The 23,405-nt window shown below is 55.9% G+C and carries 21 protein-coding genes and 1 tRNA gene; 9 read left to right on the top strand and 13 right to left on the bottom strand.

The window, feature by feature from the left end:
• Positions 1-338: 338 nt before the first annotated feature.
• On the top strand, positions 339-1,592 hold the full coding sequence (locus ACR0M9_RS15210) for a DNA polymerase IV (RefSeq protein WP_480774003.1): 1,254 nt from the start codon (positions 339-341) through the stop codon (positions 1,590-1,592).
• A gap of 2 nt (positions 1,593-1,594) precedes the next feature.
• Here ACR0M9_RS15210 and ACR0M9_RS15205 read toward each other — a convergent pair whose 3' ends face one another.
• Positions 1,595-2,455: an N-formylglutamate amidohydrolase gene (locus tag ACR0M9_RS15205; protein ID WP_480774002.1), complete on the bottom strand. Its 861-nt coding sequence runs from the start codon at positions 2,453-2,455 to the stop codon at positions 1,595-1,597.
• Between the two features lie 149 nt (positions 2,456-2,604).
• Between ACR0M9_RS15205 and ACR0M9_RS15200 the strand changes: the two genes are divergently transcribed.
• Positions 2,605-2,679 (top strand) — tRNA-Val (locus ACR0M9_RS15200).
• 90 nt (positions 2,680-2,769) lie between these two features.
• Positions 2,770-2,895, top strand: coding sequence for a type B 50S ribosomal protein L36 (gene ykgO / locus ACR0M9_RS15195; protein ID WP_008755722.1), 126 nt, complete (start codon positions 2,770-2,772; stop codon positions 2,893-2,895).
• A gap of 64 nt (positions 2,896-2,959) precedes the next feature.
• Here the strand turns inward: ykgO and ACR0M9_RS15190 are convergent, their stop codons facing one another.
• Entirely contained in the window at positions 2,960-3,283 is a 324-nt protein-coding gene (locus ACR0M9_RS15190; RefSeq protein WP_267365035.1) for a SemiSWEET transporter, read from the bottom strand.
• 283 nt (positions 3,284-3,566) lie between these two features.
• Here ACR0M9_RS15190 and ACR0M9_RS15185 point away from each other — a divergent pair, with 283 nt between their 5' ends.
• The 3 genes from ACR0M9_RS15185 to ACR0M9_RS15175 all read left to right on the top strand — a co-directional run bounded on the left by ACR0M9_RS15185 (position 3,567) and on the right by ACR0M9_RS15175 (position 5,772).
• Complete coding sequence (locus ACR0M9_RS15185) at positions 3,567-4,583, top strand: Fe(3+) ABC transporter substrate-binding protein (RefSeq protein WP_480483955.1); 1,017 nt, start codon at positions 3,567-3,569, stop codon at positions 4,581-4,583.
• Positions 4,584-4,699: 116 nt separating this feature from the next.
• Positions 4,700-5,254 (top strand): helix-turn-helix domain-containing protein, encoded by a 555-nt coding sequence (locus ACR0M9_RS15180; protein WP_480774001.1) that lies wholly within the window; start codon positions 4,700-4,702, stop codon positions 5,252-5,254.
• A complete protein-coding gene (locus tag ACR0M9_RS15175; RefSeq protein ID WP_480774000.1) occupies positions 5,251-5,772 on the top strand; it encodes an N-acetyltransferase family protein in 522 nt (173 codons plus the stop codon). Before ACR0M9_RS15180 ends, ACR0M9_RS15175 begins: the two co-directional genes overlap by 4 nt.
• Before the next feature lie 16 nt (positions 5,773-5,788).
• Here ACR0M9_RS15175 and ACR0M9_RS15170 read toward each other — a convergent pair whose 3' ends face one another.
• Positions 5,789-6,589, bottom strand: coding sequence for a phenylalanine 4-monooxygenase (locus tag ACR0M9_RS15170; RefSeq protein ID WP_480773999.1), 801 nt, complete (start codon positions 6,587-6,589; stop codon positions 5,789-5,791).
• Positions 6,590-6,708: 119 nt separating this feature from the next.
• On the opposite strand from ACR0M9_RS15170, the gene ACR0M9_RS15165 reads away from it, so the two are divergent.
• On the top strand, positions 6,709-7,167 hold the full coding sequence (locus ACR0M9_RS15165) for an Lrp/AsnC family transcriptional regulator (protein WP_209507270.1): 459 nt from the start codon (positions 6,709-6,711) through the stop codon (positions 7,165-7,167).
• Between the two features lie 151 nt (positions 7,168-7,318).
• Here the strand turns inward: ACR0M9_RS15165 and ACR0M9_RS15160 are convergent, their stop codons facing one another.
• From ACR0M9_RS15160 to ACR0M9_RS15145, 4 genes are all read right to left on the bottom strand, one after another.
• Positions 7,319-10,111, bottom strand: a complete 2,793-nt coding sequence (locus ACR0M9_RS15160; RefSeq protein WP_480773998.1) for a bifunctional aconitate hydratase 2/2-methylisocitrate dehydratase — start codon at positions 10,109-10,111, stop codon at positions 7,319-7,321.
• Between the two features lie 203 nt (positions 10,112-10,314).
• Positions 10,315-11,652: a serine hydrolase domain-containing protein gene (locus ACR0M9_RS15155; protein WP_480773997.1), complete on the bottom strand. Its 1,338-nt coding sequence runs from the start codon at positions 11,650-11,652 to the stop codon at positions 10,315-10,317.
• 518 nt (positions 11,653-12,170) lie between these two features.
• Entirely contained in the window at positions 12,171-14,588 is a 2,418-nt protein-coding gene (gene gyrB / locus ACR0M9_RS15150) for a DNA topoisomerase (ATP-hydrolyzing) subunit B (RefSeq protein ID WP_480539388.1), read from the bottom strand.
• A 114-nt stretch (positions 14,589-14,702) separates the two neighbouring features.
• Positions 14,703-15,275, bottom strand: coding sequence for a TetR/AcrR family transcriptional regulator (locus ACR0M9_RS15145; protein WP_480488096.1), 573 nt, complete (start codon positions 15,273-15,275; stop codon positions 14,703-14,705).
• Positions 15,276-15,375: 100 nt separating this feature from the next.
• Here ACR0M9_RS15145 and ACR0M9_RS15140 point away from each other — a divergent pair, with 100 nt between their 5' ends.
• Complete coding sequence (locus tag ACR0M9_RS15140) at positions 15,376-15,942, top strand: carboxymuconolactone decarboxylase family protein (protein WP_480773996.1); 567 nt, start codon at positions 15,376-15,378, stop codon at positions 15,940-15,942.
• Here ACR0M9_RS15140 and recF read toward each other — a convergent pair.
• From recF to mutM, 6 genes are all read right to left on the bottom strand, one after another.
• Positions 15,939-17,036 (bottom strand): DNA replication/repair protein RecF, encoded by a 1,098-nt coding sequence (recF, locus tag ACR0M9_RS15135; protein ID WP_480774009.1) that lies wholly within the window; start codon positions 17,034-17,036, stop codon positions 15,939-15,941. The two genes, ACR0M9_RS15140 and recF, sit on opposite strands and share 4 nt — an antisense overlap.
• A gap of 59 nt (positions 17,037-17,095) precedes the next feature.
• Positions 17,096-18,217 (bottom strand): DNA polymerase III subunit beta, encoded by a 1,122-nt coding sequence (dnaN, locus tag ACR0M9_RS15130; protein WP_267363127.1) that lies wholly within the window; start codon positions 18,215-18,217, stop codon positions 17,096-17,098.
• 224 nt (positions 18,218-18,441) lie between these two features.
• Positions 18,442-19,827: a chromosomal replication initiator protein DnaA gene (gene dnaA, locus ACR0M9_RS15125; protein ID WP_480488104.1), complete on the bottom strand. Its 1,386-nt coding sequence runs from the start codon at positions 19,825-19,827 to the stop codon at positions 18,442-18,444.
• A gap of 555 nt (positions 19,828-20,382) precedes the next feature.
• Positions 20,383-20,646, bottom strand: a complete 264-nt coding sequence (rpsT, locus tag ACR0M9_RS15120) for a 30S ribosomal protein S20 (RefSeq protein WP_039541017.1) — start codon at positions 20,644-20,646, stop codon at positions 20,383-20,385.
• A 225-nt stretch (positions 20,647-20,871) separates the two neighbouring features.
• A complete protein-coding gene (locus ACR0M9_RS15115; RefSeq protein ID WP_267363125.1) occupies positions 20,872-21,648 on the bottom strand; it encodes an enoyl-CoA hydratase in 777 nt (258 codons plus the stop codon).
• Between the two features lie 66 nt (positions 21,649-21,714).
• Complete coding sequence (gene mutM, locus ACR0M9_RS15110; protein ID WP_480773995.1) at positions 21,715-22,566, bottom strand: bifunctional DNA-formamidopyrimidine glycosylase/DNA-(apurinic or apyrimidinic site) lyase; 852 nt, start codon at positions 22,564-22,566, stop codon at positions 21,715-21,717.
• Between the two features lie 86 nt (positions 22,567-22,652).
• Between mutM and ubiE the strand changes: the two genes are divergently transcribed.
• Positions 22,653-23,405, top strand: a complete 753-nt coding sequence (ubiE, locus tag ACR0M9_RS15105) for a bifunctional demethylmenaquinone methyltransferase/2-methoxy-6-polyprenyl-1,4-benzoquinol methylase UbiE (RefSeq protein WP_480773994.1) — start codon at positions 22,653-22,655, stop codon at positions 23,403-23,405.

Genomic DNA, 23,405 nt, shown 5'->3' with positions numbered 1-23,405 from the left:
TTTCAGGTGTGTTTTACGTTGGATTTTCCGCGCAACAAGTTGACCTTAGGTCACTTTTTGACAAAACCGCGCCAAATCGTCTCTGTGCCAGAAAACACACATTCAAAACCCGAGTTTTTCTCGGCACAACCTTCATCCTATCGAAACCAAGGATTTTCAGAGATTCTGAAGGGGAAATACTCCCCAACGAACCGCTTCTTCCTGAGGTTCGTTACTTCCCCCCGCGATGTGCGGGGGGTCTTCTTTCCAAATCATACCATGTCAGCAGGGCCTTTGATCCAGGATCACAGGTGATATAAAGAACCTCCAAGCCAACTGCGGAACGCATGAGGACGCAGATGCCCGGTCTTTGCCGAGATTGCCTGACCACATTGTCAAACGAACAACGCTGTACTGCCTGTGGCAGTCCGCGGGTAAAGACACACACGGAACTGTTTGACCTGTCGATTGCCCATATGGATTGTGATGCCTTCTATGCCTCAGAGGAAAAACGTGACAACCCGGAACTGGCGGACAAACCGGTCATCATTGGCGGCGGCAAGCGCGGCGTTGTTTCAACCGCCTGCTACGTTGCCCGTATTCGCGGCGTCCGGTCGGCCATGCCCATGTTCAAGGCCTTGCAACTCTGCCCCGAAGCCGTCGTGATCAAGCCGCGCATGTCCGTCTACGCTGAGGTGTCGCGCGACATCCGCGCCATGATGGATGAGTTGACACCCGTGGTCGAACCGCTTTCGCTGGACGAAGCCTTCATGGACCTGTCGGGAACCGAACGTCTGCATGGCGCGCCGCCGGCCGTCATGCTGGCGCGTCTGGTCAAGCGCATGAAGGATGAAATCGGTGTCACCGGCTCTATCGGATTAAGTCACAACAAATTTTTGGCCAAGGTCGCATCGGACCTCGACAAACCGCGCGGGTTTTCAGTGATTGGCAAGGCGGAAACGGCAGAGTTTCTGAATGACAAACCCGTACGGTTGATCTGGGGCATTGGCCCGGCTGCGCAAGAAGCGCTGGACAAGGCAGGGATAAGAACTTTCAGTGATTTGCTGCGTTGGGATCAGGAAGCGCTGACCGCGCGATTCGGCTCAATGGGATATCGCCTGTGGCACTTGGCCCGGGGTCAGGACAAGCGACGCGTATCGGCGCATGAGCCGATGAAATCCATCAGCAACGAGACGACATTTTTCGAAGATACGTCGAGCCTTGATATTCTGGACGGCCATTTGTGGCGGATGGCCTTGAAAGTGTCGGATCGCGCCAAGGCAAAGGATCTGGCTGGTCGGGTTGTCACGTTGAAACTGAAGAAAGCCAATCACAAGATCCTGACGCGGCGCGTATCCTTGCGGGATGCGACACAGATTGCCGACCGGATTTACCGCACGGCCCGGGGCCTGTTCGATAAGGTTGGCGATCAAGGGCCATATCGATTGTTGGGCTGTGGTTTGTCCGACCTTTGCCCGGCGGATCAGGCGGATATTTCCGGCGACTTGCTGGATCCGGATGCTGCCCGCAGATCCAAGGCCGAACGGGCCACGGACGAGATTCGCCAGCGGTTCGGGGCCGAAGCAATCATGAAGGGCCGTGCGCTGCGCTGAAGCTACTCCGCCGCCAGACGCTCTGGGCTCGCACCCAGGCTGGAAATCTCGCGAACCACCTGCCTGAGCAGCTTCGAGAACGCCATGAAATTGGCATTGGGCGCGATTTTTTCTTCGTCCATGTACAAAGCGCGATCGATCTCGATCTGAACAGCGTGCTGCTGGCGACCGGGACGACCATAGGTTTGCGTCACATATGCTCCGGCAAAAGGCGCATTGCGTGCCACGTTGAGTCCCGCTGCCGCGAAAGCGGCTTCAATGATATCGACGACCTCTGACGACGCGGACGCGCCAAACCGGTCGCCCAGCACGATCTCGGGCCGCCTTCCGCGCGCAGTGCCCGCCATGGCCACCGCCTCGTGCGGCATCGAGTGGCAGTCCACCAGAATTGCCTGTCCGAACATCTCGTGTGATTCGGCCAGCAGGGATTTCAACCGCGCATGATAAGGGCGCCAATAGGTGTCGATGCGCAGGCGCGCTTCGTCCATGGTAAGTTTGCCGCGATAGATTGCCCGACCGTTGGCAACTACGCGGGGAATCACCCCCAGCCCTGACGCGACCCTTGGATTATGCCCGTGCCTGCGGGCACCGCTGATCAAGGCCGGGTCAAGCTCATCCAGGCTGCGGTTCAAATCCAGATAGGCACGTGGCATGGCCGCCTTGATCATAGGGGCACCGTTTTCCGCCGCGGGCGCGAACAACTGATCAACAAAGGCGTCTTCTGAGGATCGAATCACGCTCCGGTTCAACACGGACCGGTTCAGAAATGCCTCAGGATACTCCCGCCCGCTGTGTGGCGATGAAAAAACCACGCACGAGGTGCGGTTTTCGGGCATATCCAATACATAGGCTGCGCTTTGCATGATCCCTCCGTGTTCGTAATCAACATAGACCGGAAAAATTGTTCTTCCAAACCCCTTGAACCCTTTTGCGACTCCTTTTATAGACCCCGCTACCGGCGCGGGGATCCGCGCCCCATTTCGTTATGGGGCAAGGTACGCAAAGGGAAAGTGGGCGGTTAGCTCAGCGGTAGAGCACTTCGTTGACATCGAAGGGGTCACAAGTTCGATCCTTGTACCGCCCACCATCGTTTCACTGTTCCGGTTGTCCGGGGCACCCGAGTAACCCAGGCGCTGGCCACGTCCTTGATGAAGGCGCCGCAGATTGGAGACAGACCATGAAGGTCAAGAACTCGCTCCGCTCGCTCAAGAACCGGCACCGCGACTGCCGGATTGTGCGTCGCAAAGGCCGCGTCTACGTGATCAACAAGACGCAGCGCAAGTTCAAAGCTCGTCAGGGCTAAGAACTGCACATCACTGCTTAAAGAAACCGCACCTTCGAGTGCGGTTTTTTTGTTCTACCCGCGCCTAAAATGTAATCCCTGCATGGATCAGAATGCCCACGACCATAAGAAAGTTCAGAACCATCGAAATCCCGTTGCCGACATAGATTGGAAGCTTTCCAACAACCAAGCCGTAAGCAAACCAAAGCAGGGATAAGGCGGTATATAGCGACCAAGACAACAAGGACTGTCCCGAGGCATGGTGCGAATGCGTCAAATACAGCTTCACGAGCTGCGGCAGTGTGGCAAAAGGACCAACCACACCAATAAAAACCATGAACCCTTCAAAGCGCGACATCCAATGGCCAAGGTTAGATTTCTCCAATTTTTCAGCCAGTGTTTCGGGCATATCTCACGTTCTTCCTTTAAGTGAATAAGACAGCATATTCTTTTTCTCGGACAATCTGTCTTGCCAAAATATCCGCTAGAAGCGCTTGGACCAAGTCCCTCGACCACGTTACCACCAACCTTCCGCCCCTCGTATGCCTTCAGAGCATCGCATAATGAACGTCACTAGCGACCTTTTGACCAAGTAAATCAGTCGGATTTACTTGCATCCCGCCCAGAATCGTATAATTGAGAAAATCAGTCGGATTAATGACCGACCCGAAATTCAATTGTTGAGGCACACAATGCTGAAATCCACGACCTGCCTGGCCGCCGCGCTGTCGGCACTGATCGCAACCTCTGCCGCCGCCGAGGGCGAACTAAACCTCTATTCGTCGCGCCACTATGACACCGACGAACGGCTGTATACCGACTTTGAAGACGCAACCGGCATCAAGATCAACAGGATCGAAGGCAAAGCGGATGAACTGATTGCCCGGATGGAAGCGGAAGGCGCGAACTCACCTGCCGATGTGATGCTGACCGTGGACACGTCGCGTCTGGCGCGGGCCAAGAATGCAGGTGTCCTGCAATCAATCGACAGCGCTACACTGGAAGAGCGCATTCCAGCCAACCTGCAGGACAGCGACAATCAGTGGTTTGGTTTCTCGCAACGCGGTCGGATCATCTTTTTCGACAAGGAAAACGTGACCAACCCGCCGGCCACCTACGCTGATCTGGCAAAACCGGAATACAAGGGAATGGTCTGTATCCGGTCTTCGACCAACACCTACAACCAGACCCTGCTGGCATCGATCATCACACATGAAGGCACTGAGGCCGCCAAGTCCTGGGCCGAGGGTGTTGTCGCCAACATGGCGCGTGACCCGCAGGGCGGTGACACCGACCAGTTGCGCGGCATCGTTTCGGGCGAGTGTGACATCGCGGTTTCGAACACCTACTATTTCGCGCGCTCCATTCGCACAGACGTCAAAGGCTTGTCCGCAGACCGCGATATGATCGGCTGGGTCTTCCCGAACCAGGACAGCTATGGCGCGCATATGAATCTATCCGGTGGTGGGGTCGCCGCGCATGCACCCAACAAGGAAAACGCGATCCTGTTCCTTGAGTATCTGGCCAGCGATCAGGCGCAGAAATACTTCTCGGCGGGAAATGACGAGTTCCCGGCAGTTCCAAATGTCGAACTGGCCGAGTCGGTCAAGGCACTGGGTGAATTCAAGGCAGACGACGTGAACCTTTCAGACGTTGCAAAGAACATCCCCGAAGCGCAGAAGATCTTTAACGAAGTTGGCTGGAAGTAATCTTTCTTAGCGTTGACTTATTGAAAAGGATGCGACTTGTTCGCATCCTTTTCGTTGATATGAGATATTTGTTAGTGTACTTTCTCGTATATGAGAAATTTTTTCACGAAAATGCAATGCCCGACACCCTGTCAAACCGCCTTGCCAATCGCCTGAGCGAGCTGCGCCGCGGGCGTGGTTGGTCTTTGGATTACCTTGCCGAACACAGCAGGATCAGCCGCGCCACCTTGTCCCGTATGGAAAAAGGGGATGTCAGCCCAACAGCCGACAATCTAGGCCGTCTGTGCGCTGCATACGATCTGCCGATCTCGCGGCTGCTGATGATGGTTGAAGACAGCTTTGACCCCAAGGTTCCATTCGAACGCCAGACCGAGTGGCGCGACCCTGAAACCGGCTTTACCCGCCGTGCTGTTTCACCACCTGCAAATGGATTGAACGCCGAGGTTCTGGAATGCCACCTGCCCCGGGACACGGTCATCACCTACGAAGTGCCTCCTAAATCGGGGCAAGAGCATCATCTGATCTTAATGGACGGCGCGCTCACCCTGACGGTTGATGGAACGGCGCACGCGCTGAACGCCGGGGATTGCCTGCGCTACCATCTGTCGGGACCGACCCGGTTTGAAACAGGGGCGTCGCGTGGCGCACGTTACCTGCTGGTGCTTTTATGATCACGCGCCTGACCGATAACGATTTTGACGCGGCGCTGGATGACCTGGCTGAAATTCTGCATGCCTGTGTTCATGATGGGGCCAGCGTGGGTTTCATACTTCCGTTTACCCTGAATGATGCGCGTGCGTACTGGCACCAAAACGTACAGCCCGGTCTAAGGTCAGGTAAGCTGGACTTATTCGTTTCGTATGACGGTCCCCGCATTACAGGCACCGTTCAACTGATCCCGGCGGCAATGCCCAACCAACCCCACCGCGCCGACGTGGCGAAACTTCTGGTCCATCCCAAAGCCAGACGGCGGGGGTTAGGCCGATCCCTGATGAATGCGCTTGTTCTTCGGGCGCGAGAGGTGGGGCGCACGATGCTCGTACTTGATACGCGCAGCACCGATCCCTCGCGGCTGCTTTATCAAAGCCTCGGGTTTCAGATCGCGGGGGAAATACCGAATTACTGCCGGAACCCATTTGAACCAAAATTCGAGCCCACAACCTATATGTACAAAAACCTTGACGCTTGAAAAGACGCGGCCCCCTCTACTCGGCGGCGGTTACCTTTTCGGGAAACTTGTTCGGCAACAGCCCGAGGCGGCGCGCACGACGAACATCTGCCAGCAGGTCCCGTTCGGCGGCCTCAAACAATTCTTCAGGGTCATCCAGAACAAAATACCCCAACTGATGCATGTCGATCCGGTAGGGTGTTCGCAGAATCGTCAGAACATCAAACGGGTCACGATCGGGTATGTCGCTGGTCACGGCATAGACCAGTTCAGTCGGTGACGACGCCAACCCTGAACCCAACGCCTTGATCTGACCGTTCTGGCGGCGCAGACCAAACTCGATCGAAAACCAGTAGAGCCTGATCAACCAGGCATAATCCGCGTCATCTGCCCGCTTTCCGGCTAGCCCGATGGCGTGGCTGAACGCGGCAAAACGCGGGTCGCTTAACAACGGGGTGTGTCCGAAAATCTCATGAAAGATATCCGGCTCTTCGATATAGTCGAAATCTTCCCGGGAGCGGATGAAGGAAGCGGCCGGAAAAACCCGATCCGCCAGCATCCCGAAAAACGTCTTGAACCCGATAAGCGCCGGAACCGGCTGCACCCGCCAGCCGGTCAGGTCCAGCAGCCGTTTCGAAATTTCTGCACAAGAAGGCACTTTGGTCTTCGGCAGGTCCAGTCGCGCCAAACCGCTTAGGTATTCCGGCGCCATATAGCGCCGTACATTTTCTTCCTGTGCCGCGTAAAGATCAGCCCAGACCGCATTCTCTTCGTCTGTGTAGGTAATGTGGCCATGTTCATCCGCCAGTTTGGCGACATATTTCGTCGATTTGGGCATCAGCATCCTCCTGCATGAGATCAGGATACCTCAACTCACACGGAGAATTTGTTTTGATATTCTGATTTTCGCCCGTATTATGAATGATACATTCCGAGATACTGCGATTTGCGGCCCAAATGCTTCACTCAGCCGACATCGATATTTTGCGAGAGCTTCAGGCCAGCGGGCGTCTGTCAATGCAGGAGCTTGCCGACCGGACCGGGTTATCGGCGTCGCAATGCTGGCGCCGCGTCCGTGACCTCGAGTCGTCCGGGGTGGTTTCAGGGTATCGCGCGCAGGTCTCTGCCAAGGCTGTAGGCTTGAATGCCATCGCCTATGTCCACGTTGCACTGAAAGACCATCAGGAAAACAGCATCTCGGCGTTTCTTCGTCTGGTCGAGACCGAGCCGCAAATCGTGGAGTGCGCCTCGATCACCGGGGATCATGACTTTATCCTGAAGGTCTACGCCAAAACCCCCGAGGATCTTGAAGTCTTCATCATGCAGCGCTTGTTGAAATCGGGACTTGTCCGCGACACCCGCAGCAACTTTGTGCTTCGCCAGACCAAGACCCGCGGCCCTTTACCCATTCTTTGACAGGGTCCGACGAAACGGAACCTGAGCGGATGTGTCAGGTGCATAACCCATCCTTGCTAAGACGAGGTGTCGAAAGGCTGGGAGTGTCATTCAGTTGGAAAAGCCCGGCCACCATTTATTGGCGACCGGGCTTACAAGGTACAAAACGTCTTCAGAAGTGAGCCGATTTCGCGGTCGCGGGCTTTTCCATCGGCGGCGCGAACTTGGTCAAGTCGATCCCCTTTACCGCCGACTTGTATTCCTCGGCGGTTGGGGTCCGGCCCAATATGGCCGAGAGTACGACAACCGGTGTAGACGCAAGCAGGGACTCACCCTTTTTCTCATCCGAGTCTTCAACAACACGACCCTGGAACAGGCGCGTGGATGTCGCCAGAACGGTATCCCCTTTTGCAGCCTTTTCCTGGTTCCCCATGCAAAGGTTACAGCCGGGCCGCTCAAGGTACAGGATATTTTCATACTCCGTACGTGCTTTGTTTTTCGGGAACAGATCATCGAATTCAAAGCCCGAGTATTTCTGGAGAATGCTCCACTCGCCTTCTTCTTTCAGCTCATCAATGATGTTGTAGGTCGGTGCCGCAACAACCAGCGGGGCCTTGAACTCGACAGTGCCCTGTTCCTCTTCAAGGTTCTTAAGCATCTGCGAGACGATAATCAGATCGCCCTTGTGCACCATGCACGACCCGACAAAGCCCAGATCGACCTTCTTTTCACCCTTGTAGTAGGAAACCGGGCGGATAGTGTCGTGGGTGTAACGCTTTGATACGTCAGCATTGTTCACGTCAGGATCGGCAATCATCGGTTCGTCGATCTCATCCAGATCAACGACGAGCTCGGCAAAATACTTGGCGTTTTCATCGGGTTTCAGGGCCGGCTTATCACCCGACCTGATTTCCGCGATCCGCGCATTCGCCTTGTCGATAAGACCTTGCAGCGTCTGAGCTTCGTTTTCCATACCCTTGTCGATCATGATCTGGATGCGGCCTTTGGCGATTTCCAGAGATTCAATCAGCGTGTCATCTTCGGAAATACAGATTGAGGCCTTGGCCTTCATCTCGGCCGTCCAGTCGGTAAAGGTGAACGCCTGATCCGCCAGCAAGGTGCCGATATGAACTTCGATGATCCGGCCCTGGAAGACGTTGTCACCGAATGTCTTCAACATCTGCGACTGGGTGGCGTGAACCACATCGCGGAAATCCATATGGTCTGCCATCTGGCCCTTGAAGGTCACCTTAACCGATTCAGGGATCGGCATCGTGGCTTCACCGGTGGCCAGCGCCAGCGCAACGGTGCCCGAATCCGCGCCAAACGCTACGCCCTTGGACATGCGGGTGTGCGAGTCGCCGCCAATGATGATGGCCCAGTCGTCCACGGTGATGTCGTTCAGCACCTTGTGGATTACGTCTGTCATCGAATGGTAAACACCCTTGGGATCACGCGCAGTGATCAGGCCAAAGTTGTTCATGAATTTCATCAGTTTAGGAATGTTCGCCTGCGCCTTTGCGTCCCAAACCGACGCTGTGTGGCACCCGGACTGATATGCGCCATCAACTATGGGCGAGATCACTGTTGCCGCCATAGCTTCCAGCTCCTGCGCGGTCATCAGGCCAGTGGTGTCTTGCGACCCAACGATATTGACCTTAACCCGAGCGTCCGAACCCGCGTGCAGAACCTTTCCGTCAGCCACGCCAACCGCGTTTTTGTTGAAGATCTTCTCGACAGCTGTCTGGCCCTGACCCTCGTGTGAGATTTCCTTGGACGGAGCAAATGCAGATTCCAGCGCAACGCCAAGGGTTTCTGCCGCAAATGTCTGCAGCTTCTTCCCAAAGACAATCGCGTAAGAGCCGCCAGCCTTGATGAATTCGACCTTTTGCGGCGTGAAGGACGACGATACATCGACAAGCTCTTTATCGCCTGCTTCGTTGTAAAGCTTCTTGTCCTTTGTGTTGATGGTCAGAACGGTTCCGGTTTCGACCGAGTATTTCTGTTCAAGGACAGGACTTTCGTCGTTGTTCAGAATCGGGTTGCCGTCGTCATCCAGCTTTTTGACCCAGTTCTTCAGGTCAATGCCGATACCTCCGGTCACGCCAACGGTGGTCAGAAAGATCGGTGAGATTCCGTTTGTTCCCGCGACAACTGGTGCGATGTTCACAAAGGGAACATAAGGGCTGGCTTGCGTTCCGGTCCACAAGGCGACGTTGTTGACGCCGGACATGCGCGACGACCCGACGCCCATGGTCCCTTTTTCGGCGACCAGCATGACACGTTTGTCCGGGTGTTGTTTCTGCAAATCCTGAATCTCGGCCTGTGCCGCCGGTGTGATCATGCATTTGCCATGCAGTTCCCGATCCGCACGAGAATGCGCCTGATTACCGGGCGACAGAAGGTCGGTGGAAATGTCTCCTTCGGCCGCGACATAGGTCACAACCTTGATTTCCTCTTCAATGTCAGGCAGCCGGGTAAAGAACTCGGCCTTGGCATAGCTTTCCAGAATGTCCTTTGCGATCGCGTTTCCGGCCTCAAAAGCAGACTTGAGGCGCTGGGTATCCGCATCGTACAGGAACACCTGCGTTTTCAGCACCTCTGCCGCCTGATTTGCGATCGACGCATCATCGCCCAGCGCCAGATCCAGCAGAACCTCGACCGAGGGGCCGCCTTTCATATGTGACAGCAGCTCGAACGCGAAGGCCTGCGAGATTTCTTCGACCGAGGCTTCACCCAATATGACCTCTTTCAGGAACTGTGCCTTTTCACCAGCTGCGCTGGTTGTCCCCGGCAGCGTGTTATAGATGAAATAGGTCAAAGACTCGGCGCGGTGAACGTTTTCAACATCCTTGATTTGCTCGATGATTTCCTGAAGCAGCACACCGTCTTCAATGGGTTTGGGGTGCAAACCTTGCTCTTTGCGCGTCTCAATCTCGTTCAGGTATTCTGTATATAGGCTCATGACGGTTCCGACCATTTAGCTGGTGCGCTGGCGGGTAACAAACCAGCGCCTTAATTTTGTATGCCGCGGTATACTAAATGCCTACAACTTGCAAGACACTCTCCTGCGACCCTGTGTCCTGATCGAGGATGTATTTGTCGAAATACTTGCCAGTCAGGCGTGATCTGTCTGTCGCGGCCAACAGGTTTTTGCACCCTGGCACGCTAGCTTCCAGATGCGGAAATCAGTTCCTTGGCCAGCGGCAAGGATGAGTAACCCAGCCGGGACGGCGTCAATCCCAATCGCACAATCACCATATCATGAGAGGGGAAAATACCGATGGACTGACCATCATGCCCCTGCAACCAGACGGCATCTTCAAAAGGTGGCAAATCTCCGGGTGCTTCCAGCCAAAGGTGGCCCTTGGCGTATTTGCCATCCGAAGCATCAACCGGCTCGAACATCCAGTTCACATAACCTTCTGGTAATATCCGAGAGCCCTTCCAAACCCCTTTTTGCAGCAAAAGCTGCCCGTACCGGGCCCAGTCACGCGCCGTCGCATACATATAACTGGACCCGATGAAGGTATCGCTGACATCCGTCTCGATAACCGCCGATGTCATGCCAATCGGCGCAAATAGCGCGTTGTGCGGATAGCTCAGCCCACCGTCGCCCAACTTGTCCTGCCAAACCCGAGACAGCATCGTGGACGTGCCCGAGGAATAGTTGAAGTCCGTTCCAATACTGGATTCAGCAACGCGCCCGGCAGCAAATTCGGCCATACCGTCACGAAGATACAGCATGCGTGTTACGTCTGAAACGTCGCCGTATTCTTCATCCCATTGCAGCCCGCTTGTCATCGCCAGCATATCAGCCACGGTAATGTTGCGCCTTGCGTCGTCGGCCCAATCGGGAAAGCTGTCGACAAACGTATCTGACAATCTCATTTGACCCGCTTCAATCAAGGTGCCGATCAATCCGGCCGTAACTGTCTTGGTCATGGACCAGCCCAGTAACGGGGTATCCGCATCAAACCCAGCTGCGTACCGTTCAGCAATGATGCGCCCGTTTCGAACCACCACAACTGCGCGAAATCCTTCGCCCACCAAACTGTCATTCGACAGTACAATCTGAAGCTTCGGGTCTTGGGACAAGGCAACGTCATTCCCGTTTGGCCATAGTCCTGCTGGCAGCGGATCAGGCGCGGAAAGTGTCTGGTTGCTCAGATCAGCCTCATGAACATTTGTGCAGCCAAGCCCCTGACGAAACTGCGATGTCGCGGGTGCAAAAAACCGGAAGATCCGCGCTTTCACAGTCTGCGCTTCCCGATCCACCTCTATTGAGATTTGCCCCAGCAGAGGGTGGCCGGGTGCTTGCACGTCCACAGCCAGAACTTCGTCAGGATCCCGTCCAGCAATGAAAACGTTCGAACAGACAATCTTGGCAGAGTAGTTGGTTCCAACCTTCAAAAGATCCGGGGGTGCGAACCAAAGGTAGCCAATCAAAGCTACCCCGCCCAGAACCACCGCACTGCCGGTCATTTTTAGTACTTTGCTGAACATCCGCCGCAACCATTCCTGCCGCTACCTCGCCCGGCAAAGGTTAGAAGCAACCGAGCAGGCTTTACCACAGTTTCGTTACGTCGACTGATAGGTCAGAGCCCGCACGTTGAAGCATGGCCAGTGCCATCCAAGATGCACATCGCTCGATCAGCAATTGCACAGATTGACTTCAGCCCCAAACAGGTAGCACGTCGGTCTTTACACCGTTGTAGGTGTGCGCATAATGCAGCATTCCCAACATTGATTTCATTGAAGAAAATCTTGGAAGCTTGCCCATAACTCTGCGCGGTAATTGCGCATAACTTTGCACGATTTGCCCATAAGTTTGCATACTACAGAGAACCCATCGAACAAACAGGCTCTCAGGCTATTGTGCGGTGCCCAAATGCAACTTATTCCCAATCGCCAGCAGACGAACGCCACGTCTTAGCGTCCGCATCCCAAACACTGGCGGTGACGCAAGGCGTTGGGTTTATTCCGTCGCAATTGGATCCATGAATATCCGCAACAACACACCGTCAGAAATCCAGATTCTCGACGCTCAAAGCGTTTTTCTGGATAAATTCCCGACGAGGTTCGACAACATCACCCATTAGCTTGGTGAACAGATCGTCGGCTTCCACCATATCGTCTACGCGCACTTGAAGCAGCGTGCGTGCATCCGGGTCCAAAGTTGTTTCCCAAAGCTGGTCGGGGTTCATCTCTCCCAGACCTTTGTAGCGCTGCAGGGACAGGCCCTTTTCCCCTTCTTCCAGAATGGCGCGCAACAGGTCCAGCGGACCGTGGATCAATTGGCTACGATCACGGCGGATCAACGTGGCCGATGTGTTGTAGACCTCTTGCAGGCTTTGCGTGAAGCTGCCTGTTTTGCGGGCCTCCCCCGACCGCAGCATCGGGCCGTCCAAGGTGCGAACCTCTTCGACACCACGCAGAATGCGGGCCAGGCGAATTCCGTGATCCTGCGTGATCCGGCCCTGCCAGCCACGCTCATACTCCAACGCGATCAGATCCAGACGGGCGGCAACCTTGTCAGCCACCCCTTGCAGGTCGGCGTCCACCGCACCCGGCACAAAGGCACCGGCAACGGCTGCCTGTTCCAGAATGTGGCGCGGGTAGTGTGTCGGGAAGGCGTCCAGAACACGCTTCAACTGTCGCGCTTCGTCCACCACGCGGGCCAGATCCTGACCAATGATCTCTTCGCCCGATCCCAGTTTCAGCACGGCACCCTCGATCCCCTGATTGACGAGATAATCGTCCAGCGCCGCCTGATCTTTCAGATAAACCTCTGATTTACCGCGCGAAACCTTATAAAGTGGCGGCTGCGCGATATAGAGATACCCACCTTCGATCAGCTCAGGCATTTGCCGGTAGAAGAACGTCAGCAGCAGGGTCCGGATGTGCGCACCGTCCACATCCGCGTCAGTCATGATGACAATCTTGTGGTAACGCAGCTTTTCGATGTTGAACTCATCGCGGCCAATACCCGTGCCCAGCGCCATGACAAGATTGCCAATCTCCTGCGAGGACAACATCCGGTCAAACCGCGCGCGTTCCACGTTCAGGATCTTACCGCGCAGCGGCAGAACCGCCTGAGTCAGCCGGTCACGGCCCGTTTGCGCCGACCCTCCGGCTGAATCGCCCTCAACAAGGAAGACTTCGGTTTTGGAGGGGTCCTTTTCGGAACAATCCTTCAGCTTGCCCGCCAGATAGTTCACATCCATCGCCGTTTTGCGGCGGGTCAGTTCACGCGCCTTGCGCGCGGCCTCGCGTGCCAGCGCAGCCTCGATGATCTTGCCGACGATCGCCTTGGCCTCGGTCGGGTTTTCTTCAAACCACTCGGCAAGTTTTTCGTTCATCAGACCCTCAACCGCCGGACGAACCTCGGAACTGACCAGCTTGTCTTTGGTCTGTGACGAGAATTTCGGATCAGGCACTTTGACCGACAGCACACAGGTCAGACCTTCGCGCGCGTCATCACCGGTAAAGCTGACCTTTTCCTTTTTCGCGATCCCGCTGGACTGCGCGTAGTTGTTGATCGTCCGGGTCAGGGCACCTCGGAAACCCGCCACATGGGTACCGCCATCGCGCTGAGGTATATTGTTGGTGAATGGCAGGACAGATTCGTGATAGCTGTCGTTCCACCACATTGCGATTTCCACGCCGATATCGTCGCGCTCGCCCTTGATATAGATCGGCTCGGACATGGCGGGGGTTTTGGACCGGTCGAGATACTTAACGAATTCCTTGACCCCACCTTCATAGAACAACTCGGTTTCCAGCCGTTCCGCCGGACGCTCGTCAATCAGGATGATCCGAACGCCCGAATTCAGGAAAGCCAGTTCGCGCAGGCGTTTTTCCAATGTCTCGAATGAGTATTCGAGGTTCGAGAATGTATCGGTCGAAGCCAGAAACCGCACTTCTGTTCCTGTCCGGTCTCCGCATTCACCGACAACCTTCAGGTGCTCAGCGGTTTCGCCACCTTCAAACCGCGCGACATGCTCTTTGCCATTGCGCCAGACACGCAGTTCCAACCAATCCGAAAGCGCGTTCACCACGGAAACACCCACACCGTGCAGGCCGCCCGACACCTTGTACGAATTGCTGTCGAATTTTCCGCCGGCATGCAGTTGGGTCATGATGACCTCGGCCGCCGACACGCCTTCTTCCGGGTGGATGTCCACCGGAATACCACGCCCATTGTCGCTGACCGAAACACTGGAATCGGCGTGAATTTTCACCGTCACATGGTCAGCATGACCCGCCAGAGCCTCGTCAATCCCGTTGTCGACAACCTCATACACCATATGGTGCAGACCCGAGCCATCATCCGTGTCCCCGATATACATGCCGGGGCGTTTGCGAACTGCCTCCAAGCCTTTGAGAACCTTGATAGAATCTGCGCCGTATTCTTGAGGGGCCTGTGCGTCTTCGGACATTCAGTCAGTACCTATATTATTTTGGTAACTTATACGTTTTCTGGTAGGGATTGTCACGCCATCCCCCAATATTTTGTGGTTTTCCGGATCGTTTTTTGCCGCCCCGAGAGGGGCTCACAAACGATCGATATCAGACGCGATATCCGCTGCAATTTGCGCCGCATCAACGTCTGTGCGTTCAGCGGACAAGCGCAGCCCCAGAATGTCTGACTGATACCTGGCCGCCAAACGATCCGGATCACGTCCCGCCCCGATTTCACCGGCATCCTGAGCCTTGCGAAACAGATCAGCGAAACAGTCTTTCATTTCCGCCATGTAATGCGCCGCCTGATCCGCAAGGTCATGATCCTTCGCCTTCAACTCGGCATATGTCTTTGCCAACATGCAGGCCTTTGCCGGGGTCTCGGCTGCTTCGATCACCAATCGGGGCTGTGCTTTCAGCGCCTCCTTCGGACCCAGTCTCTCAGCCAGGGCCTTTAGGCGCGCCAAACCTTCTTGCGTATAGCTTTCCAGCGTCAGCGCATAGAGCGCATCTTTCGACCCGAACGCCGCATAAAAACTGCCGGGCTTCAGCTTCAGTTCCCGCTCCAGATCCTTCAGCGATGTACCAGCCCAGCCCTGACGCCAGAAGATATCCTTCGCCTTCGCGATCAACACGTCACGATCGTATGCGGGTTTGCGGGGCATCAGCATCACCAATTCTTGAACGTTCACTCAAATATATACTTGAGCGATCACTCAAGAAACCCTAAATACGACCCATCGCGCCAGAAACAGGAGTTCCGACATGGCCAATTTCCCGTCTCACGACCTCGAAACCGCGCCTGAAGCATCCAAACCGCTGCTGCAAAAGTCTCAGGCCGCTTTTGGTCGCTTGCCCGGCCTGCATAGGGTCATGGCCGAAAGCCCTCAACATCTGGAAGGCTACCAGATTTTGCACGGCCTGTTCCTGAAAACCGATTTCGACAATGATGAGAAAACCGTCGTCTGGCAGACCATCAATGTTGAAAACGAGTGCCACTACTGCGTGCCCGCCCACACAGGTATCGCCAAGATGATGAAGATATCGGATGAGATCTCGGACGCCCTGCGCAATGAAACCCCGCTGCCTTCAGCCAAGCTCGAAGCACTGCGCACCTTCACCCTAGAAGTGATGGAAACCCGCGGCAACCCGACCGAAGATCAGCTTCAGGCGTTCTTTGATGCGGGTTATTCCCATCGCGCGGTTCTGGATGTCGTGCTGGGTCTGGCCCAGAAAACCATGTCGAACTACATCAACCACATGGCCAAAACCCCGGTGGACGAGGTTATGCGCGGCTTTCTGTGGGAACGTAAAGTCAGCGAACCGGCCTAAGCAGTCACGACCGAACCCTCATCGCTTTCGGTAACGATCAGCGTCTGGGCCCGGTCACCCATTTCCGCAAACAGTTCAGGCCCGGTACCGGTCATCCAGGCCTGAGCGCCCAGCGCGCAAATCTCGTCATAAAGCGCTGCACGCCGCCCAGCATCCAGATGCGCGGCCACTTCATCCAGCAGAACGATCGGAGGTGCGCCCAGCATTGCCGCCAGCGCCCGCGCATTGGACAGGATCAGCGACACCAAGAGCGCTTTCTGCTCACCAGTGGAACACTCCCTTGCCGGCACGCCCTTGGCCGCGAACACACCATACAGGTCGGACCGATGCGGCCCCACCAGGGTCCGGCCCGCTGCCAGATCCCTAAACCGGCTCTCGCCCAACGCGTCTCGCAAATCTTCCGCCGTCTCGGGCATTGCGCCTTCGGTTTGCACCAACTCCAGCTCGGCCGAAGGAAAGACCGTTTCCGCCCTGTCCTGCGCTGCCCGCAGAAGATCCAGCGACCTCAACCGCGCGGTATGGATGCGGTGCCCTGTCTCGGCCAACTGCCCTTCAAGCGCGGCGTACCAATGCGCATCCCTGATCTGCTCTTTCAGCAAACGGTTACGTTCGCGCATCGCTTTTTCATAGATCAGCGATGCTTCAGCGTGGGCTGGGTCAAAACTCAGCGCGATACGGTCCAGAAACCGCCGACGCCCTTCCGCCCCTTCAATCCACAGACGGTCCATTGACGGGGTCAGCCAGACAACTCGCGCAAGTTTCCCCAGATCGATCTGCGTCGCCGACTTGCCATCAATTCGCACCTGTCGCGCTGCACCGCCCTCGGACCAGGTTTCGATCTCAAACCGCTGCCCCTGAGCGTCCAGCAACCCAGACAGTTTCCAACCCAACGCCTCGGGCCGTCGGGTCATCTCGGCTGCACTCGCCCGCCGCATTCCGCGACCGGGTGAAAACAACGACACCGCTTCAAGAAGATTGGTCTTCCCGGCCCCATTTGGCCCGTGAATAGCAACGGGACGTCCGTCCAGAGACAACCGCGCCAGCTTATGAGATCGAAAATGCGAGACCGTAAGCTCGGTCAGGGCCAATCCCATGACCCCTCCCTTCATCTTTTCAAAAATACTCCCGCCGGAGGCATCGCGCGTCCGCGCGATCAGACGCGCATCGGCATGACGACGTATACAGCACTCAAGTCGTTGCCTTCACGCATCAATGTCGGGTCACCAGCCGAGTTGAACAGGAAAACTGCATTCTCACGATCCACCTGAGACGCAATCTCCAACAGGTATTTGGCGTTGAACCCGATCTCCAACCGCTCATCCCCGTAAGCGACAGCCAATTCTTCCTCGGCGGCGCCACTGTCGGGTGCATTCACCGACAAGATCAGCTTGTCGCCTTCCAATTGCAGCTTCACTGCCCGCGACCGCTCCGACGAAACAGTTGCCACGCGATCCACGGCCTGCGCGAATTCAGCAGCATCCACTTCAAGCTTGCGGGTGTTTCCTTGCGGGATAACGCGTGTGTAGTCGGGGAAGGTGCCGTCAATAACCTTCGACGTCAGCGTGATATCCGGCGTGGCAAAGCGTACCTTGGTTTCACTGACCGAAACGGCGATATCCATCTCGTCGTCATCCAGCAGCTTGCGCAACTCGCCCACTGTTTTGCGGGGCACGATCACGCCCGGCATATCCGCCGCGCCATCCGGCAAATCTGCGTCGATCCTCGCAAGCCGGTGGCCATCGGTGGCCACACAACGCAACACTTTTCCACCCTCGGACCCATCTGCCACATGCATGTAGACACCGTTCAGATAGTACCGGGTCTCTTCGGTCGAGATGGCGAATTTCGACTTGTCAAACAACCGGCGAAGCAATGCCGCCGAAGCGGTGAAATTCGATTGATACTCAGACGATGCCATCACCGGAAAATCTTCCTTCGGCAGTGTCGCCAGCGAAAAATTCGACCGCCCCGCTTCAACTGTCAGCCGTCCAGCGGCGCTGTCAGCAGTCAGTGTCACCAGCGCACCGTCGGGCAGTTTGCGCACAATCTCATGCAGGGTTGTTGCCGCAACGGTCGTCGCGCCTGCCTTTTCGACCTGTGCGGGTGCCTTATCGACCACTTCGATATCCAGATCGGTGGCACGGAACTGGACCTGATCGCCTTCGGCCTCGATCAGGACATTGGCAAGTATGGGAATGGTATTGCGACGTTCTACAACGGACTGGGCCTGCGAAACGGCCTTAAGAAGGGTGCCGCGTTCAATGCTGATCTTCATACCCTCAATTCCTCTGACTTGCGTACCGACATGGGCGGGACTGGCACGTTAGCGGTTCCACCCCGAGGCACAAGGATTTTTTACGGATTTCTGGGTTGGAATGCAGCAACCGTCAAGTGCGGCGTGCCCAACGGGCCTCAGTTCTGGTGCAACCGTGGATTATTACGCACAAAAAACGCCCCGGAACAGAGGCCCGAAGCGTTCCTTAGCGCTGCTGGCCCGGTTCAGGCTTCGAGAGACCTGCGTAGCATTTCCACGTCTTCAGCGATCTGGCCATCGGTCAGTTTCAGCTCTTCAATGCGCTTGACGCCATGCATGACCGTGGTGTGGTCGCGCCCGCCGAACCGACGGCCGATCTCTGGCAGCGATCGGCTGGTCAGCTGCTTGCAAAGATACATCGCCACCTGACGGGGGCGCGCGTAGGATCGCAGGCGCTTGGGACCGATGATATCGGACATGCGGATGTTGTAGTATTCGGATACTTTCCGCTGGATTTCTTCAACCGTGATCTTGCGCTCGGATGCGCGCAGGACATCTGCCAGACAATCCTGCGTCAGCTCCATGTCGATCTCGCGCCCAACCAGCGAGGCAAAGGCAAACAGACGTGTCAGAGCACCTTCCAGCACGCGGACATTGGTCGAGATACGATGAGCCAAAAATTCAAGGACGCCATCTGCAATCGTCAGGTCGGGATAGGAACTGCTATATTGCTGGACCTTGTTCTGAAGAATGCCCAGACGCAATTCATAGTCGGTCGGATGCAGGTCAACGACCAGACCACATTGAAGGCGGGACTTTACACGATCTTCCAGATCCTTGATTTCGCCCGGGGCGCGGTCGGCCGAGATGATGATCTGCTTGTTCTGATCCACCAGCGCATTGAACGTATGAAAAAACTCTTCCTGAGTAGAATCCTTTCCGGCAATGAACTGTACGTCATCGACCATCAGCACATCGACCGAACGGAACAAATGTTTGAAATCCATCATCCGGCGTTCCCGCAGAGCCTGCACGAAGCGATACATGAACTGTTCGGCTGACAGGTACAGGACATTCAGTTCCGGATGCTTGGTTTTCAGCTCCCAGGCAATTGCGTGCATCAGGTGGGTCTTACCCAGACCCACTCCACCATACAGAACAAGCGGGTTGAATGTTACCGGGCCGCCTTCGGACACACGGCGCGCGGCAGCATGGGCCAGCTCGTTGGGTTTACCCACCACAAAACTATCAAAGGTGAAACGCGAATCCAGCGGTGCGGCCTGCAACGACTCCAAAGCGTTCTGCGCACTATCCGTCGCCGCTAAGGGTACCGGCTCTGGCTGAGTTTCGGTGACCACCTTGGCTGCGGGCTTGGGACGCGCGGGCGAGTTGGCAGCAACACGGAAGTCCAGACGCTGAACGGTTTCCCCAGCCGTATTCAGCTCGTACAAGATGAGGTCCGCAAAATTCTGGCTGACGTAGTTCCCCATAAAGTTCGTTGGCACGGAAAAAACCGCCACACCATCCTGCAGCTCTTTAAATTCCAGAGGCTCGATCCATGTGGTGTAATTATTCCGACCGACAGCCTTCAGCAATTTGTTACGCAGTAGTCCCCATTTCTCTTGTGTCATTCAGCGCCTCACGCATCCCATTCTTATTGGCCTGTCGGCCTTATCATACGAAGCCGGTTGCCCGGTCTTGTATTCACACGCCCAAAGGGAACCTGTCGCCAAACCTAACGGTTTGGCGGGATTGCCCCTGAAAGTTCGGTGCACCCGGATTTTCGACGCTCAACAAAAAATGAGCGTCCCGAAACTCGGGCTGCACGTCACAATCTCAATTTTCAGACAGGGCCGAGAATCCCGGATAACCCGGACTTCGCGGCAAATCGGCAGCCCAGCTTGCGCCAGTCGTCGACGAATGTTTCCTGATCGATCTGATGCCCGTCAGTCCGATCGAGTAAACAGCCTGTCCCCCCAAGCGAGTGAATCGCTGACATCAGTGGTAGCAACTTGAAATGGGGCGCGGCAACGAAACTCTGATATTGACTCGGGTCTTTGGTCGAAAGAATCTCTCGGTTTCGTGAAGGCGCGGTATTCCGGCAACACGAAAAAAGGCGCCGCAATGCGCAGCGCCTTTGACATTAGTTCAGCCTTGCTGACTTGACCTAGGGTAACCCGCGGGCTTTAGCCCAGAGCTTTGACCCGGGCCGACAGGCGCGACATTTTACGCGCGGCAGTGTTCTTGTGGAACACGCCTTTGGTGACGCCGCGCATCAGCTCAGGCTGGGCGGCGCGCAGTGCTGCGGTTGCCGCATCTTTGTCACCGGATGCAATCGCTTCTTCGACTTTACGCAGATAGGTGCGGATGCGCGAACGACGCGCTTTGTTAACAGCGAAACGCTTCTCGTTCTGACGGGCGCGTTTCTTTGCCTGGGGCGAATTTGCCATGTATCTCTGACCTTCGTTCGGTACGGTTATCAAGGGTTGCGCGCCACGGATATATCCGCACCGGATCAGAAATCACGAGTGTGAGTCGGGCCAAGCGGGCCGCACGCGCATGTATTGCGGCGCTCAATACCGAACATTTCAAGGATTGCCAAGCCGATTCTTGGGGCTCACAAACCGGGTAAAGAAAAGGCGGGCATAGCCCGCCGTTCATTAGTCTCTTGCGTTTTACTTGTCGCGAAACTGCGCAGCCCGCTTTTCAAGAAACGCCGCCATGCCCTCTTTCTGGTCCTCGGTGGCAAACATGGAATGGAAGACGCGACGCTCAAACAGCATTCCTTCACTCAGCGGAAGCTCGTAACTGCGATTGACCGCTTCTTTTGCCGCCGCCGCCGTCAGTGCCGATTTCTCGGCTATTTTTTGCGCCGCACCAACGGCTTCCTCGATCAGCTTCTTGGCCGGTACGACCCGGCTGACCAAACCAGCGCGCTCGGCTTCGTCCGCGTCCATAAACCGACCAGTCAGGTTCATGTCCATCGCCTTGGACTTGCCGACAAAGCGCGTCAAACGCTGGGTGCCGCCCAACCCGGCTATGACGCCAAGGTTGATTTCAGGCTGGCCGAATTTTGCAGTGTCCGCAGCAATGATGAAATCGCAAAGCATTGCCAACTCGCATCCCCCACCCAGAGCATAGCCCGCAACCGCGGCGATGATCGGTTTGCGAATCGCCAAAACCCGGTTGTTTGCATCAGCAAAAAGATTGGTGGTGTAGACATCGACAAAGCTCATCTCGGACATTTCCCTGATGTCCGCGCCTGCGGCAAAGGCCTTGTCCGATCCGGTGATGACGATGCAACGCACCTTGTCGTTGCTGTCTGCCTCTTCCAGCGCGGTACACAACTCACCCAGCAACTGGGAGTTCAGCGCATTCAACGCATCCGGTCTGTCGAGTTTGATTAGGGCGACGTGGTCTTCGATTTCGACGATGATCGTCTCAAAAGCCATGAGAAAAAAGCTTCCGGTTGTTCCGTTCAGTTACGAGTCCTTACCACGCGAATTCTCTGGATCAAGCTATCTTTGGCATTGCGCACAGTAGAAGGATGAGCGACCGGACTGGGTGATTCTCTGGATCAGACCAGTGCAACCTTCGGTGCGGCAGGGCTTTCCTTCGCGACCGTAGACATCAAAGCTGTGCTGAAAATATCCAAGTTCTCCATCAGCTTGGCGGAAATCCCGCAGGGATGATCCGCCTGCTTCGATCGCGTCCTGCAACACCCTCCGAATGATGGGAACCAGCGATGCGACACGTGCCGCAGATATTTGCCCTGCTTTGCGACGTGGCGACACCTTGCCGCGATAAAGCGCCTCGCAAACATAGATATTCCCCAATCCGGCAACGATTCCCTGATCCAGCAGAGCTGATTTGACAGGGGTATTCCTGCCTTTAAATGCTTCAATCAGGTGTTGTTCATGGAAATCATTACCCAAGGGCTCTGGTCCCAGAACCGCCAGAAGCTTGTGATCTTCGGCCGTGGCTGTGGGCAGTAGGTCCATCGCCCCGAACCGGCGTGGGTCGTTAAAGGTGATACGCGCCCCGTTGGCCATGTGAATAACAACATGGTCATGTTTCTCAACGGCAGGATGTTCGCGCAGGAAATGACCCAGTGGGTCCCCTGACACCGTCATTCGCCCCGACATCCCCAGATGTATCAACAAGGTCTCGCCACTGCTGAGATCGGCCAGGATGTATTTTGATCGCCGCCTTAACCGATCCACCCGCTGCCCGGTCAGCCGTTCTGCCATGCGTTCGGGAAATGGCCAGCGCAGATCCGGGCGGTTCACATCGGCGCGTTCTATCACTATGCCCTCCATCGCGGGAACAAGACCCCGTCTTACTGTCTCGACCTCGGGCAATTCTGGCATTACAGGGCTCCTATTCCAAAGGGCCGCATTGTACCCCGCTTCCAGAGCCCTATAACAGAAGCGAAATTCGACAAACGGCAAGGCTTATGTCCGACAACAGCGACAACACCACTCATTTCGGGTTCGAAACCGTACGCGAGGCTGACAAGGCCGGGCGCGTGCAGGGCGTGTTCAACTCGGTCGCCTCGAAATATGACGTGATGAACGATGTCATGTCGATGGGTATCCACCGGGTCTGGAAAGATGCGATGATGGACTGGTTGGCGCCACGCCCCGGTCAGCGTTTGCTGGATGTTGCAGGCGGAACCGGTGACATTTCCTTTCGCTTTCTGAAACGCGCAGGCTATGGCCATGCCACGGTTCTTGATCTGACAGAACCCATGCTGGTCGAAGGACGGCAACGCGCCGAAGCCGACCAGATGGCCGACAGCCTGAACTGGGTGGTGGGCGACGCTATGGCCCTGCCGTTCGAAGACAACACCTTTGATGTCTACACGATCTCGTTCGGCATCCGGAACGTGACCCGCCCGCAAGAGGCCCTGAACGAAGCCTTTCGCGTGCTGAAACCCGGTGGCCGCCTGATGGTGCTTGAATTCAGCCAACTGCCCAATGAAGGGCTGCAAAAGCTCTATGACCTCTACAGCTTCAATGTCATCCCGCGCATGGGAAAGCTGATCGCGAATGATTACGACAGCTATCAGTATCTGGTGGAGTCGATCCGCAAGTTCCCCGATCAGGAAACCTTCCTGAACATGGTCCGAACCGCTGGCTTCGAAAACGCGAAATTCCGCAATCTCAGCATGGGTATCGCCGCGCTGCATTCCGGCTGGAAGATCTGA

Source organism: Ruegeria sp. CH2 (genome assembly GCF_056537065.1).
This window is presented reverse-complemented; position numbering and strand designations above follow the sequence as displayed.